The organism is Roseateles sp. P5_E11 (assembly GCF_054049355.1).
Map to the genome: position 1 here is coordinate 1 of NZ_JBFUMO010000107.1, position 13,887 is coordinate 13,887.

A 13,887-nucleotide genomic window follows, 5' to 3' on the forward strand; every position below is an offset into this window, starting at 1 on the left:
CGTCAAACGCATCGAGCAGTGCGAAGGCCACCTCGGGCTCACGGACGACGGCACGCAGCACATCCAGGGCCATCACATTGCCCGAGCCCTCCCAGATCGMGTTGACCGGCGCCTCGCGGTASAGCCGCGCCAGCACGCCATCCTCCACGTAGCCATTGCCGCCGAGCAACTCCATGGCCTCGCCGGTGCACTCGATGGCGCGCTTGCAGACCCAGAGCTTGGCGGCCGGCGTCATCAGCCGTTGCCAGGCCGGCTCGTTGTTCTCGAAGCCGCGTGCCAGGCGCAGCATCAGGCGCATCGCGGCTTCGCTTTCCAGCGCCAGGTCGGCCAGCACGGTCTGCATCAGCGGTTGTTCCGCGAGATGGCGGCCAAACGCGAAGCGCTCGCGCGCGTTGTGCAGGGCCTGGACCAGGCCGGCGCGCAGCAGGGCGGCGCTGCCGATGACGCAGTTCAGCCGCGTGTAGCCGGCCATCTCGATCAGCGTCGGGATGCCGCGGCCCTCTTCACCGAGGCGCCACGCCCAGGCGCCGTGGAACTCGACCTCGCTGCTGGCATTGCTGCGGTTGCCCAGCTTGTCCTTCAGGCGCATCACCTGGATGGCGTTGCGCGCGCCATCGGGCGTGTAGCGGGGCAGCCAGAAGCAGGTCGGGCCCGCTTCGGTGCGGGCCAGCACGAGGTGGGCGTCGCTGCTGGGCGCCGAGAAAAACCATTTATGGCCGGTGATGGCGTAGCTGCCGTCCGTCTGCTCGACGGCTTGCGTTGTCACGCGGCGCAGGTCGGAACCACCCTGTTTCTCGGTCATGCCCATGCCGACCCAGATCGACGGTTTCTCCGTCAGCGGCCGGTCCAGCGGGTCATGCTCGCGGCTGAAGAACTTGTCGCGCAGCGGCGCGAACAACTCGGGCTGTTTAGCCAGCACGGGAATGGCGGCCTGGGTCATGGTCGCCGGGCACAGCGAGCCGGCCTCGACCTGGCCATGCAGATAGCAGCCGGCCGCGAAGTGGGCCCAGCGGCCGGGCGTGTCGGTGGCGAAGACGTCGGCCACGAGGCCCTGGCGGCGGTACATCGCCAGCAGGGCATGCCATGCCGGGTGGAAGTCGACGAGGTCGACACGGCGGCCGCGCGCATCGAGCTGGCGCAGCTGCGGGCCATTGCGGTTGGCGTCGCGTGCGAGCTGGGCGGTTTCGGCACTGCCGAGTTCAGCGCCATAGCGGGACAGCGGTTCGACGGCCTGCGGCGCGGCCTCGCGCAGCGCGGCCAGCAAGGCCGGGTCGGAGGCCAGCAGGTTGTGGCCGACCCATTCGTCGACGAGGTTGTCAGAGGTGGACATCTCGGTGACTCCATCCCAGAAGACTTGCGGGACGAGCGACGGGCCGCTCCCTAGCCGGCCCGCGCTGGCGATGTGCTTGCCGGTCGCGCCGGCAAGCATCGCCGTCCCCCCGGGGGACCGGCCAACGTACCCGTTGGACGAGAGGCTTCATGTCAGTCCTGGACCCCCGGCTCGGCCATCAACTGACCCTTGCCGGCACGCCGGGCTTCGTAAAGGGCCGTCTCGGCGCGGCGTTGCAGGTCGGCCAGGCCGCGGTCACCGGGGCGCAGCTTGGCCCAGCCGGCGCTGAAGGACAGCGCCATGCCCAGCTCGGCCGGTGCGCGTTCGGCCAGCGCCTTGCGCAGGCGCTGGTCCAGGGCCTGCGGGCCCTCGGGCAGGCAGCGCGCCATCAGCACACCGAACTGCTCGCCGCTCAGGCGGCCGGCGAGGTCGCCCAGGCGCATCTGGGCCTGAATGCAGCTGGCAAACAGGGCCAGGGCGCGATCGGAAAAATCCATGTCGCGCTCTGCTTGCAGGGTCGCGAAGTCGTCCAGGTCCAGCACCACCAGGGCCAGGGGCTCGTCGTAGCGGCGCGCCATGGAGATCAGGTCGACCGAGCGCTGGGTGAAGGCGTTGCAGTCCGCCAGGCCGGTCAGGCCGTCGGTCTGGGCCAGGCGCGCCAGCTCGGCCTCGGTCTGGCCGCGCCAAGCCAGTAGCAGCATCGGCAGGGCCAGCAGCAGGGCGAGCTGGCCGGCCAGCGCCAGCAGCAGGTCGGGCCAGGGCGCGGTGTCGCCGAGCAGGGTGGTGGCGGCGCGGCCCAGCATGGCTGCCAGCAGCGGCAGCACGGCGGCCAGCCCCAGCAGGCGCCAGCGCCGGCTGTTCAGGCCCTGCAGCACCGTGCTGCGGCCCGGCAGCATCAGCGCCACGCCCAGCCAGGCGAGTTGGGCGCCGAGCACCGCGTCAGCCAGGGTTTGGCCGACGGCATGCTCGTCCGCCAACAGGGCGTGGCCAATGCCCAGCACCAGCGGTGCAGCCGCCATGAGCCAGCGCCCCGGCCGCGGCGTCAGCCACAAGCCCAGGGCCCACMAAAGCGCGGACAGGCCGAGGCTGATGACGGCCAGGCCGACGCTGTGCAGGGTCGGCACAGCCATTCGATCGCCGTGGGTCGGGCTCGCCATAGCCAGGCCCAGGGCCAGGGCTGCCATGCCCACCTGGGCCCAGCGGCCGCCGGCATTCGCGCCGTGCCAGCCGATCAGCGTGATCAGCACCAGCGCCGCGGCCAGCGCCTGCATGGGCATCAGCGCGAACAGGGCGGCAGTGAATGTCATTTCTTGATGGGGATGGGGGTTTCGCGGGCGACCGGTACGGCGGTCACGCTGTTCTGCGGCGAACCGTCGATGAGGCGGTCGGAGTAGGTCAGGTAGACCAGGGTATTGCGCGACGCGTCCACCATGCGAACGATGCGCAGCCGCTTGAAGACCAGGGATATGCGCTCGTTGAAGACCTCTTCCTGGCGCGGCAGTGCCTGGCTGATGGTGATCGGTCCGACCTGGCGGCAGGCGATGGAGGCCTCGGCCTTGTCCTCGGCCAGGCCGATGGCGCCCTTGATGCCGCCCGTCTTGGCGCGCGACACATAGCAGGTCACGCCCTGCACCTTGGGATCGTCATGGGCATCCACGACCACCTTGTGGTCGGGGCCGATCAGCTTGAAGGCGGTGTCGACCGAGCCGATGGGTTCGGCCCCGGCCAGCGCCGTTGCGGTGAGCAGGAGAACGAGGGCGGCTTGCTTCATCGGCTCAGTCTAGAGCGAACAGGCCCCGGCGGGGCTGGGCACCGCCGTCTGRCGCCCCGTGAAGCGCGGTTGCTCGGGGCGGCCGAGGTCGAAATGGCTGAGCTGGTCGCTGCGCTGGTTGCATACGAACAGGTGGCGACCGGCGCGGCAGGCGCTGCGCGGGTAGCTGCCATGCACCCAGTGATGGTCCAGCAGGCGCGGGCGGCGCGGCTGGGCCAGGGCGATGACGGCCAGGCTGTCGTGCAGGCGGTTCAATGCGTAGAGGTGGCGGCCACCGGGTGCGATCAGCAGGTCGGACGCATAGCTGGTGCCGGCAAAGCCACCGGGCAGCACCGAGACCTCGTCCAGCAGGCGTGGGCCGTCGGATGTCAGCTCCACCGTTGACAGCGTGGACGACTCCTCCTGCAGCACGTAGACCCAGCGAGCGTCCGTGGGATGGAAGGCAAAGTGCCGTGGACCCGAGCCCGGGCTGAGTGCGAGTTCGAAAGCGGCGGCCTTCGGCGCACCGGACTTGAGCGGCCAGACGAGCAACCGGTCGCGGCCCAGGTCGGTGCCGAGCAGCCAGCGGCCGTCGGGGCTGGCCTGGATCATGTGGGCGTGCGGTGCTTCGTGACCGCTGCTGGCCTGGCTGCCGGGCGGAGCCTTGGCCGCCTGTTGCGGGCCCGGCCGGCAGTCTGGGCCGGCGCAACTGGGCCAGCTCTCGGTCTCGCCGAGATGACCATCGGCTTGCAGTGGCAGCGCAGCAAAGCGGGCATCGCCGTAATGGGCAACCCAGGCGTGGCCGTTGCTCAGCGACAGGTGCACCGGTCCGCGGCCGCCGCTGGGCTGGCGCTGCACAAGTTCGAGCCGACCATGCGCGTCCTGGATATAGACAGCGACATGGTCTGCGCCTTCCTCTGCGGCATAGACGTGGTGGCCCTGGGCCGCCAGCCAGCTCGGGCTGTGGGCGTTGGCCGTCAGACCCAGGGTTTTCAGGCCGCCGTCGGCGGCGATGGCAAAGCTGTAGAGGCCCTGGCCCAGCGGGGCATAAGTGCCGACGTGAAGGAAGCGCGGCGGGGGCGTTGCGGCGGTGGCGGGCATCAGGGCAGCGGCGGAGAGGCTCAGCAAATGGCGGCGTTTCATGCGAACTGCGTCGTGATGGCATCGACGACGCGGTCGTCCTCGTCGACGACGGCCATCCAGGCCCATTTGTCGAAGGTCGTGCATGGGTGCGAGGGTCCCAGCGCGACGCGCTCGCCGACGGCGGGGCCGTCCCATCCGCTCGGGTCCCAGCGCAGATAGGCATGCTGGTCGTTCAGCCCGGTGACGCGCCAACCCGCGGGGGCCTTGGCTCGCTCGGCGCCGCGCAGATGCCAGACCGGCAGCGGCCAGCCGGCATCGAAGGACACATCACGCCGGCCGGCGTTGAGCAAGGCCAGGCCGGGCTCCGGGCAGGACAGCACCTGGGTCCAGACCTCCAGCGCCGGCTGCAGGCTGGGCGCCGACAGCGGCGTGCCCATGCGCGCGTCCATGCTGCGCATGTAGCGGCCGTAGTGCTCGTGGTCATGGCAGACATAGCAGCCCGAGCGCAGCAGGCCCAGGCGCCCAGGCTTGCCGGCCAGCACGGGGGCGACGAGATCGAAGAGGGCCGAGCCGCCGCCGCTGAGCCACAGCGGCTGAGCATCGGCGTCGAGCAGACCATCGGTCTCGATGTCGGCCAATAGCGCTTCGATGCGCGCCTGCCATTGCTGCATCAGCGCGCGGTCGGGTTCGCTCTCGCCGCGGACCTGCAGGCCCTCGTAGAAGCCGATGCCGCGCAGCCGCAGTGCCCGGTGGGTTTTGAGTGCACGCGCCAAGGCCAGCGCCGGGCCATGCTCGCGCACGCCGCAGCGCGAAGTGCCGAGTTCGATCAGCACGTCGATCCGAGCTTCGCCTTGGCCCAGATCCGCCCAGTGCGCCGCCAGCAGATCCAGCTGTGCCTGCGAGTCGACAAAGAAGGCCAGCTCCAGGCCAGGGTGGCGGCGCCGCAGGTCCAGCAATTCGGCCAGCTCGGTCGCGCCGATGAGCTGGTTGGCGATCAGCGCCCGCCGCGCGCCAGCGGCCAGGCCCAGGCGCAACTGGTGCACGTTGGCGAACGTCAGGCCCCAGGCGCCGGCGTCGAGCTGGCGGCGGAACAGCTGCGGGCTCATCGTCGTCTTGCCATGCGGCGCCAGCTGCACGCCGCGCTGGGCCGCAAAGTTCTGCATCCAGGCGATGTTGTGGGCCAGGGCCTGCTGGCGCACGACGGCCAGGGGTGTCGGCAGCTCGTGCAGCGTCCAGCCGCGCTGGGCCACGTCGGCCAGTGGCAGGGGCGGCTGCAGTGCCGGAAAGCCTTTCAGCCAGGGACCGAGCCAGCCGGCGCGCGGGGTGTCGTCATGATCCATGGCGCCATCATCGCGCGCGGACGACGCTGAGGGCCTGCGGCAGCACGCGCACTGCGATGTCGGTGGCGGACGGCAGGGGCTCGCCGTCCACGGCCAGCGGCACGGGCGCGGGGCTGGTCAGGTGCAAGGCCTTGAAGCGGCTCAAGCTCACCTTGGCATGACGCAGGTGCAGCCCGGTCAGCAGCAGCGGCATCATGGCCATCGCACCCAGCCGCCCGAAGGCGGCAACGCGCAGCAGCTGCAGCTCGCCGTCGTCCACGCGCGCGCCGGGTGCAGCCGGCATGCCGCTGCCATAGCTGGGCGTGTTCAGGCTGGAGGCGAACAGCATCGGCCCGTCGCTCAGCAGCTGGCCATCGGCCTCGACGCGCATCGGGTAGACGCGCAGCCGGCCAATCTCGTTGAGCGTGGCCCACAGATAGCGTGGCTGGCCGCGCAGCCAGTGGGGTGCGGCCTGGGCGCGGATGGCGATGGCCGCGTCGAAGCCGGCGGTCAGGCTGGACATGAAGAGCTGGGCGCCGCCTTCGGCCGTCGTGATCTCGCCCAGGTCCATCGCTGCGGCCGGCGCGCGCTGTGCGTGGGCCAAGGCCTCGCGCCAACCCATGCGTGCCAGGCCGAGTGCGCGGGCCAGGTCGTTGCCGGTGCCGCCGGGCAGGATGGCCAGCTGCAGCCGGCGTGCGACCAGGGCCGGCAGCAGCTGGTGCACGGTGCCGTCGCCGCCGGCGACGATGACGCGGCTGCCTTCGGGCAGGGCCAGCAGGCGCTGACGTGCGGCGGCGACGTTCTCGGGCAGCACCAGTGGCACGCCGGGGAGGGCCTCCCGCAGCGGGGCGGCGAGGGCGGCACAGCGGCCGTTGGCGGCATGCGGGTTCAGCAGGCACAGCGCCGGGGTCAGGGCAGAGGCGATCACGCCGGGCATTGGATTCTGCGGCGCGCCCTCACGCCATCGGCGCAGACCCTGCGGCGCAGTGTGCCGGCTCTGTCTACACTGGTGTTACAACTCAACACAACCAACGAGGCGCTGCTCGCGCATGTCGCTGCACATCCCCACCCTGGTGCTGATGCTCGTGCTCGGATTCGGGCTGCTGACGCTGCAGCTGTGGATGGCTGGGCGCGGAGCGCTCAGCCGCGGCGAGCTCAAGCGCCTGGGTTGGGCGGGGCTGGCCTTCAGCTTTGGTTTTGCCTTCTTTGCGCTGCAGCCCTGGCTGCCTGGCTGGGCTGTACTGCTGGGCGGCAACTGGCTGCTGATGGCGGGCCTCGCTGGTTTCGCGGCAGCGGTATCGCGGCATCTGTTGAACCGCGGCCTGCCGGCTTGGCACCACGGGTTGCTGCTGCTTGCGGCCTTGGCCGTGCCGGCGGTGCTGGACGTGTCGCAGCCGGTGCGCGCTGGCGCGATGTCGGCGGCCATGGGGGCGCTGCTGCTGCCGGCCACCCTCGCGTCGCTGCGGCTGGGCTGGCGCGGCGAGACGAGTTTTCGCGCCGTCTCGCTGATGCTGCTGATGGCCAGCCTGGCGCTGTGGCTGCGCGTGGGCTTCGCCGCCTGGTGGTTGCGCGCCGGGCCGGCCGACGCCGAGCCCTGGCAGGCCTGGAGCGGCGCCATCTTCATGCTGGCCTTCATGGCGATGCTGGCGGCGGGCTTCGGCTTCGTGCTGGCGAATTTCGAGCGCATGGCCAGCCAGATGCGCAAGCTCGCCAGCGTCGACGGGCTGACCGGTGCCGTGAACCACAACACGACGGTGTCGCTGCTGGCGCATGCGATGGAGCGTGGCCGCCGCGAGGGCCAGCCGGTCGGCTTCGTCATGCTGGACCTGGACCACTTCAAGCGCGTCAACGACCGGCATGGCCATGCCGTGGGCGACCAGGTGCTGAAGGCCGTCGCGGCCTGCACGCGCTCGCGGTTGCGCGGCTCCGACGTGCTCGGGCGCCTGGGCGGCGAGGAGTTCGGCCTCGTGCTGCCTGCCACCGGTGCCGCCGGCGCCAAACATCTGGCCGAGCAGGTGCGCCTGGCCGTGGAGGCATTGGAACTGCAGGGCGACGGCGGCATGCCGCTGCGCGTGACGCTGTCCGCGGGCGTTGCCGAAGCGGCCAAKAGTGACACGCCCGAAACGCTGATGCATCTGGCCGACAAGGCCCTCTACCAGGCCAAGCAGAAGGGTCGCAACCGCGTCGTCGTGGCGGATGACTGGATGCGTAATTCGACCTTGCAATCCGTGGTGGGTTGAGCCTTCCGGTATTTGATTTTTGTGCATTCGGGCCGAGCGCTGGGCCGCTCCCGAGCCGGCCCGCCGGGCGATGTGCTTGCCGGTCGCGCCGGCAAGCATCGCCGTCCCCCCGGGGGACCGGCTGGGCGCGCCCGCGTCCAGCAGGGCGAGACCGGACGAGGGGCTAACAGCTTTCGTACTTCCAGTTGCGTGATTTGCCGTCAGCGATCCACTCCACCGCCTGGGCGATGCGCTTGGTGCGTGTGTCCTCGCGCTTGGCCTCCAGCACCCATTCGAGGTAGTCGCGCTGCTTGCTGGGCGCGAAGGCGTCGTAGTGCTGCTTGGCCGCCTTGACCTTGCTCAGCGCCGCGGCGAAGTCGTCGGGCATCTCGAGCTGGGGCCGCGGCTCGCGGTTGGGTTTTGCGGCGCGCGGCGCGCCGGCCTGCAGCAATGCGGCAGCGGCCTTGATCTGCTTGCGCAACTCGGTGCGGCTAGGCAGGTCGGCCAGGGTCGTGATGCGGCCGAGATCGCCCATGGCACCGKGCTGTCCGGGTGTCGCGCCCTCGCGTTCCCAGAAGCCGAAGGTGCAATGCGCCTTGAAGGCCGACATGCCGCACAGCAGCTTGTCATCCAGCGTGAAGTGCGGCCGGCTCCACTTGATGGTCTCGACGACATCGGGGCAGGCTGCGTGCACGTCCGCGCGCAGCCGCGTCAGGATGGGCCGGGCGAACTCGGGCACGCTTGCCAGGTAGGTGTCGATGCGCGGATCGAGGGTGGGCATTTCACTCACTCCTGTYCAAGTGGTGCTCGATGCGCCGGTCCGGGATCAGCCACAGCGCCGCGGCGATGGCGTAGCCCGCCAGCGACAGACCGACGTGCACGAAGGCCAGCGCGATGGACACCAGGTAGATGACTGCCGAGATCTTGCCCTTCCAGTCCTTGCCCAGCGCCTGGGCCAGCACGGTGTTGTTGCCGGGGATGCAGATCAGGGCCCGTTGCAGCAGCATGTAGGCCAAGGCGGCCATGACGAGCACGCCGCCATAGACAGCCACTGGCAGCGGCGCAAAATGGTTTTCGCCCATCCAGCCGGTGGCAAAGGGCAGCAGCGAGAGCCAGAACAGCAGGTGCAGGTTGGGCCAGAGCACCCCGCCGCTGATCTTGTGCACGGCATGCAGCAGATGGTGGTGGTTGTTCCAGTAGATGCCGACGTAGACGAAGCTCAGCACATAGGACAGGAAGACCGGCCACAGCGGCTTGAGGGCCTCCCAGTCGGTACCGTGAGGCACCTTCAGCTCCAGCACCATGATGGTGATGATGATGGCGATGACGCCATCGCTGAAGGCTTCGAGGCGAGTCTTGTTCATGGCAGTTTTCCGTTCAGCATTCGCGGTTCTCGCCAAAAGATTCGGGTATTCCGGGCCGAGCGCTGGGCCGCTCCCGAGCCGGCCCGTCKGGCGATGTGCTTGCGGCTTGATGCCGMRAGCATCGCMGCCCCCTCGGGGGCTGAGGCCGGACACGGCAAGTCCTGTGGACTTGGCGTGCCTGCCGAAGAGCAGCCGCTCTGGCGGCTGCGCGGTCTGCAAGACCGACCAGGCCTGCCGGCGTTCAGCCGGAGCAGGACTGGGCGAGGGGCTGACACATTCTTCCAGTCTAGACTTCCGGCCCCCGCACCTCCCCTCCGGACTGACCCTTGCGACGCCTGCTGCTGCCCCTGTTGTTCGCCGCTTCGTCGAGCTGGGCCCAGCTGCCGTCGCTGACGCTGGAGCAACTGCCGCGCCCCACGATGCCCCCGGGCGAACGCGGTCCGGTGGTGCCGGCGCAGGTCGAGCGCTGGCGCCAGGAGGCCAAGGCGCTGGAATACGGCGACGGCGTCAGGCGCGACGAGGTGGCCGCCGCCAAGCTCTACTGCCGCGCCGCCCGCTATGGCGATGCCGAGGCTCAGTTCAGCCTGGGCTGGATGCTGACGAATGCGCGCGGCATCCAGCGCAACGATGCCGAAGCCGCCCACCTGTTCGCCGCCGCGGCCGAGCAAGGCATGGAGCAGGCGCAGAACATGCTCGAGCGCATGGGCGGCACCCCCCTGGGCGACCCGCCGCCCTGCCTGCGCCCGCCCGAGACCGACCTGCCGGTGGCTGTCGCTGCCCTGCCACCCGCTGCGCGCAATGCCAAGCCGCTGTCGCTGTGGGCGACGCTGCCGCTGCCCCAGAACGCTCCGCCGGCCATCGTCAACTACGTGAAGCTGCTGGCGCCCGAATACCAGCTCGCGCCGGCGCTGGTGCTGGCGGTCATGGCCACCGAGTCCAACTTCGACCCGCTGGCCGAGTCGCCCAAGCGGGCTCAGGGCCTGATGCAGCTGCTGCCCGAGACGGCGACGCGTTTCAATGTCATCCGGCTGCGCGACCCGTCCCAGAACATCCGCGGCGGCATGGCCTATCTGCGCTGGCTGCTGGCCTATTTCGAGGGCGACGTGATGCTGGCCGTGGCGGCCTACAACGCCGGCGAGAGGGCCGTGGACCGCTACCTCGGCGTGCCGCCCTATGCCGAGACGCGGCTGTACGTACGCAAGATCATGGCGGCCACCGGCGGCCAGCGATTGCACCCTTTCGATGCCAAGGTGACCGGCGCCTCGCCCATGCTGCTGCGCGTCAAGGCCGCCATGCAGAGCCTGCAGGCGCGCTGACTTCCGTGAGATCAATCACGGCGCGCTCGTGGCGCGCATCACGGCGGCCACGCGATGCAGGCATCGTGCCTCGTCGAGGCTGAACCAATCTCACGATGGAACCCCTGCACGCCGACACGCTGCTGCGCGTCTTCCAGCTCGTCACGACGATGCTGGCCCTGGCCACGCTTGGCGGCGCCTGGCATCTGAAGGGCGAGCGCGCGCTGTGGTTCTGGGCCGGTGCCTTTGCTGCCGCGGCGCTGACCCAGGCGGCGCGCGTGGCCCTCATCGCCATGGGCGCACCGCGCACCTTCTGGGCGGTGGGCCATCTCGGCAGCCTGCTGTCCGCGCTGATGGTGCTGCTCGGCCTGCGCGTCTACCTCGGCCTGCCGCTGCGCTGCCGCTGGCCGCTGGTGCTCACGGGCCTGTCCTGCATCGGCTCCTTCGCGCTGACGGCCTGGACGGGGCAGTTCTGGCCCTCGATCACGTTGACGATGCTGGCCTCGGCCGTGCTGACCATGCCCGCCGCCCATGCCGCCCTGCAAGCCTGGCGCGCGCAGCGCGGCTTTCCGCTGGGCCTGCTGGCGGCCGACCTGATCATCAGCGCCATCATCGAGGTGGCGCGCGGCCTGGCCGTGTCGCCCCTGATCGCCCAAACGCGGGCCGAACTGGTGCAATACAACTCGATGGGCCTGTTCGCCGTCATCGCCCTGCTCATCGGCCAGGCCCTGGCCATGCTGCTGCTGTTGCAGGACCGTGCGCTGCGCCAGATCGAGCGCCTCATCGAGATCGACGTGCTGACCGGCCTGCTGAACCGGCGTGGCTTTGACGAGCGCCTGCGCCGGCTGCTGCAGCGCGGCGTCGAGCATCCGCCGGTGCTGGCCCTGCTGGACGTGGATCACTTCAAGCGCATCAACGACACGCACGGCCACGCGGTGGGCGACGCCGTGCTCAGTGGCATTGGCGCCCGCCTGCACGACACCTTGCGGCCATTGGATCTGGCGGTGCGCCTGGGCGGCGAGGAATTCGCCGTCATCTGGCTCAAGCCTGAGGCCGGCGGCGAGCTGCGCCTGGGTGAGCGGCTGCGCGAGGCCATCGGCGGCCAGCCCTTCGAGACAGCGGCCGGCCCGCTGACCGTGACGGTCAGCGTCGGCGTGGCCCAGGCCCTCGCGCCCGACGAGGCGCCCGAGGCGCTGTTCAGCCGTGCGGACGCGGCCCTCTACGAGGCCAAGCGCGCAGGGCGGGACCGGGTCGTGCTGGCGCGCTGACCCCGCTTTCGGGGGAGTCTAGGGGGCAGCATCGAGTCTGGCGCCCTGGTTTGAAAAAGTGCTGCTGCACAATCCGCCCCGCCTAGAAAAGCAGGGGGAAGCAGTGGAGCGGGATGGCATCAATTGGCTGGGGATCGGTCTGCGAGCAGCGGCCTTGGTGGTCATCATTTCGCTGCTGACCTGGTGCAGCATGGCGCGGCGCAGCACCCAGGACGTCGCCGGCCTCGGGCCCGAACTGCGCGAGATGATGCTGATGAACGGCATGGCCGACGCCAGCGGCATGATCGACATCGACAAGACGGCCAAACGCGTGGGCGCCGTCGGGCTGAACCGCCTGCTCTACGACAACGCGGGCACTGGCAGCCTGCCGGCGCTGCGCTGGATCGCCAACCATGGGGCCGAGCCCCGTAACGTCGGCGCGCTGGACAAGGGCACGCTGCTGCAGCAGGCCGCCGCCAAGCCGACGCTGGACCGGCTGAAATTCTTCATCGAAGAGCTCAAGCTCGACCCCAGGCAGGAGACGCCCGATCATGTCGGCGTCATGCACCTGGCGGCGCGCAACGGCGCTGATGCCCAGGCGCTGGTGTTCCTGACCAGCCGGGGGCTGAACATCAACTCGCCCGACATCGGCGGGCGCCTGCCCATCCATTACGCGGCGCTCAAATCCATCGGCCCGCTGGTGTCGGCAGGCGCTGACATCAACGCGCTGGACGGCCAGGGGCGCACGGCTCTGCACTGGGCCGTCGAGGAAGGGCGGCATGACGCGGTGGCCGAACTGATTCGCCTGCAGGCCTCGGTCTTCACGCAGGACCGCCAGGGCAACACGCCCCTGCACCTGGCCGCGGTGGGCAATTCCGACGCCATCGTCGATACCCTGCTCGCCGCGGGCGCACCCAAGGCCGCACGCAATGCCGACGGCCTGACGGCGCGTGAATACCTCGAGAAGTCCCGCTACAAGCGCCGCTACAGCAATGGCGGCGACCGGGAGCAAAAGCTGTGACCCCGGCCCGCCTGGCCTGGGCCGCGTTGGCCGTGCTGGCACTGACGGGCATGGCCAGGGCCGAAGGCGCGGGTGTCTATAAATGCCGCAAGCCCGACGGCACCACGGCCTTCAGCGACCGACCCTGCCCTGAAGCCGATTCCACGCAGATCGCGCGCCTGGGTCCCAAGGCGCCAGAAGCCAGCCAGTTCATGAGCCCGCGCTGCCTGCGCCTGCGCGAGCAGTTGAACCAGGCCGGCAGCGATGGTGGCGCCGACGAGTCCACGCGCCAGCAGCTGGACTACCGTTACCAGCGCGACTGCTATGCCGAAGAGCAGGACGCCAATGAGAAGGTCAACCAATTGATGGAGGACGTGCGCAACCGCTCGTTGCAGGAGCGCCGTGCGCTGGCTCAGGCCAAGGCGCGGCAGGAGCGCGAGTTCGCGCAATGCGTCGAACTGCGCAACAGCCTGCGCGCCCGGCGCGCCCGTGAGGCCGAGATGACGGCAGGTGAGCGCGGGGATCTTGAGCGCCTGGCAGCTGCCTTCGAGCAACGCTGCCGCGGGCTGTAAGCCCTACATGCTGCGGCGGTACTGGCCGCCGACCTCGAACAGCGCGCCGGTGATCTGGCCCAGCGAGCACACGCGCACGGCTTCCATCAGCACGTCGAACACATTCCGGTTCTCGATGACGGCCTGCTGAAGGCGGGCCAGCATGGCCGGCGACTCGGCGGCGTGGCGGTCCTGGAACTCGGCCAGGCGCGACAGCTGCGACTGCTTCTCCTCGTCCGTCGAGCGGGCCAGTTCGATGTGCTCCGGCACCGTCTCCCCATTGGGGTTGCGGAAGGTGTTGACGCCGATGATGGGGTACTCGCCGGTGTGCTTGAGCATCTCGTAGTGCATCGACTCTTCCTGGATGCGGCCACGCTGGTAGCCGGTCTCCATGGCGCCGAGCACGCCGCCGCGTTCGCTGATGCGCTCGAACTCGGTCAGCACGGCCTCTTCAACCAGCTCGGTCAGCTCGTCGATGATGAAGGCGCCCTGGCTCGGGTTCTCGTTCTTGGCCAAGCCCCACTCGCGGTTGATGACGAGCTGGATGGCCATCGCGCGGCGCACGCTCTCGTCAGTGGGCGTCGTGATCGCCTCGTCGTAGGCGTTGGTGTGCAGGGAGTTGCAGTTGTCGTAGACGGCGATCAACGCCTGCAGCGTGGTGCGGATGTCGTTGAAGGCGATCTCCTGCGCGTGCAGGCTGCGGCCCGACGTCTGCACGTGGTACTTCAG

At 69.9% G+C, this 13,887-nt stretch carries 14 protein-coding genes; 5 read left to right on the top strand and 9 right to left on the bottom strand.

Features of this window, described 5'->3' with window-relative positions:
* From ACXJKR_RS10630 to ACXJKR_RS10655, 6 genes are all read right to left on the bottom strand, one after another.
* Positions 1-1,330, bottom strand: a 1,330-nt coding sequence (locus ACXJKR_RS10630; RefSeq protein WP_457322822.1) for an acyl-CoA dehydrogenase family protein, incomplete at its 3' end; no start/stop codon positions are given.
* Positions 1,331-1,482: 152 nt separating this feature from the next.
* Entirely contained in the window at positions 1,483-2,637 is a 1,155-nt protein-coding gene (locus tag ACXJKR_RS10635; RefSeq protein ID WP_457322823.1) for a GGDEF domain-containing protein, read from the bottom strand.
* On the bottom strand, positions 2,634-3,101 hold the full coding sequence (locus ACXJKR_RS10640) for a CreA family protein (RefSeq protein ID WP_457322824.1): 468 nt from the start codon (positions 3,099-3,101) through the stop codon (positions 2,634-2,636). The genes ACXJKR_RS10635 and ACXJKR_RS10640 overlap by 4 nt, the downstream gene beginning before the upstream one ends.
* 9 nt (positions 3,102-3,110) lie before the next feature.
* A complete protein-coding gene (locus ACXJKR_RS10645) occupies positions 3,111-4,223 on the bottom strand; it encodes a lactonase family protein (RefSeq protein ID WP_457322825.1) in 1,113 nt (370 codons plus the stop codon).
* The gene (locus ACXJKR_RS10650) at positions 4,220-5,503 is read right to left on the bottom strand and encodes an alanine racemase (protein WP_457322826.1); all 1,284 of its coding nucleotides are present in this window, start codon (positions 5,501-5,503) and stop codon (positions 4,220-4,222) included. The genes ACXJKR_RS10645 and ACXJKR_RS10650 overlap by 4 nt, the downstream gene beginning before the upstream one ends.
* Positions 5,504-5,510: 7 nt before the next feature.
* Positions 5,511-6,410 carry a diacylglycerol/lipid kinase family protein gene (locus ACXJKR_RS10655; protein WP_457322827.1) on the bottom strand — a complete coding sequence of 300 codons (900 nt, stop codon included), beginning with the start codon at positions 6,408-6,410 and terminating at the stop codon, positions 5,511-5,513.
* A gap of 121 nt (positions 6,411-6,531) precedes the next feature.
* Between ACXJKR_RS10655 and ACXJKR_RS10660 the strand changes: the two genes are divergently transcribed.
* Complete coding sequence (locus tag ACXJKR_RS10660; RefSeq protein ID WP_457322828.1) at positions 6,532-7,722, top strand: GGDEF domain-containing protein; 1,191 nt, start codon at positions 6,532-6,534, stop codon at positions 7,720-7,722.
* Positions 7,723-7,885: 163 nt separating this feature from the next.
* Here ACXJKR_RS10660 and ACXJKR_RS10665 read toward each other — a convergent pair whose 3' ends face one another.
* Together ACXJKR_RS10665 and ACXJKR_RS10670 are read right to left on the bottom strand one after the other, a co-directional pair.
* The gene (locus ACXJKR_RS10665) at positions 7,886-8,482 is read right to left on the bottom strand and encodes a YdeI/OmpD-associated family protein (protein ID WP_457322829.1); all 597 of its coding nucleotides are present in this window, start codon (positions 8,480-8,482) and stop codon (positions 7,886-7,888) included.
* Position 8,483: 1 nt separating this feature from the next.
* Positions 8,484-9,065, bottom strand: a complete 582-nt coding sequence (locus ACXJKR_RS10670; protein WP_457322830.1) for a TMEM175 family protein — start codon at positions 9,063-9,065, stop codon at positions 8,484-8,486.
* Between the two features lie 326 nt (positions 9,066-9,391).
* Here ACXJKR_RS10670 and ACXJKR_RS10675 point away from each other — a divergent pair, with 326 nt between their 5' ends.
* The 4 genes from ACXJKR_RS10675 to ACXJKR_RS10690 all read left to right on the top strand — a co-directional run bounded on the left by ACXJKR_RS10675 (position 9,392) and on the right by ACXJKR_RS10690 (position 13,179).
* Entirely contained in the window at positions 9,392-10,381 is a 990-nt protein-coding gene (locus tag ACXJKR_RS10675) for a transglycosylase SLT domain-containing protein (RefSeq protein ID WP_457322831.1), read from the top strand.
* Positions 10,382-10,476: 95 nt separating this feature from the next.
* Complete coding sequence (locus ACXJKR_RS10680; RefSeq protein ID WP_457322832.1) at positions 10,477-11,628, top strand: GGDEF domain-containing protein; 1,152 nt, start codon at positions 10,477-10,479, stop codon at positions 11,626-11,628.
* A gap of 157 nt (positions 11,629-11,785) precedes the next feature.
* Positions 11,786-12,628, top strand: coding sequence for an ankyrin repeat domain-containing protein (locus ACXJKR_RS10685; protein ID WP_235532126.1), 843 nt, complete (start codon positions 11,786-11,788; stop codon positions 12,626-12,628).
* Complete coding sequence (locus ACXJKR_RS10690) at positions 12,625-13,179, top strand: DUF4124 domain-containing protein (RefSeq protein WP_457322833.1); 555 nt, start codon at positions 12,625-12,627, stop codon at positions 13,177-13,179. The genes ACXJKR_RS10685 and ACXJKR_RS10690 overlap by 4 nt, the downstream gene beginning before the upstream one ends.
* A 3-nt stretch (positions 13,180-13,182) precedes the next feature.
* Here the strand turns inward: ACXJKR_RS10690 and ACXJKR_RS10695 are convergent.
* On the bottom strand, positions 13,183-13,887 hold a 705-nt coding region (locus ACXJKR_RS10695; protein ID WP_457322834.1), incomplete at its 5' end, for a methylmalonyl-CoA mutase family protein.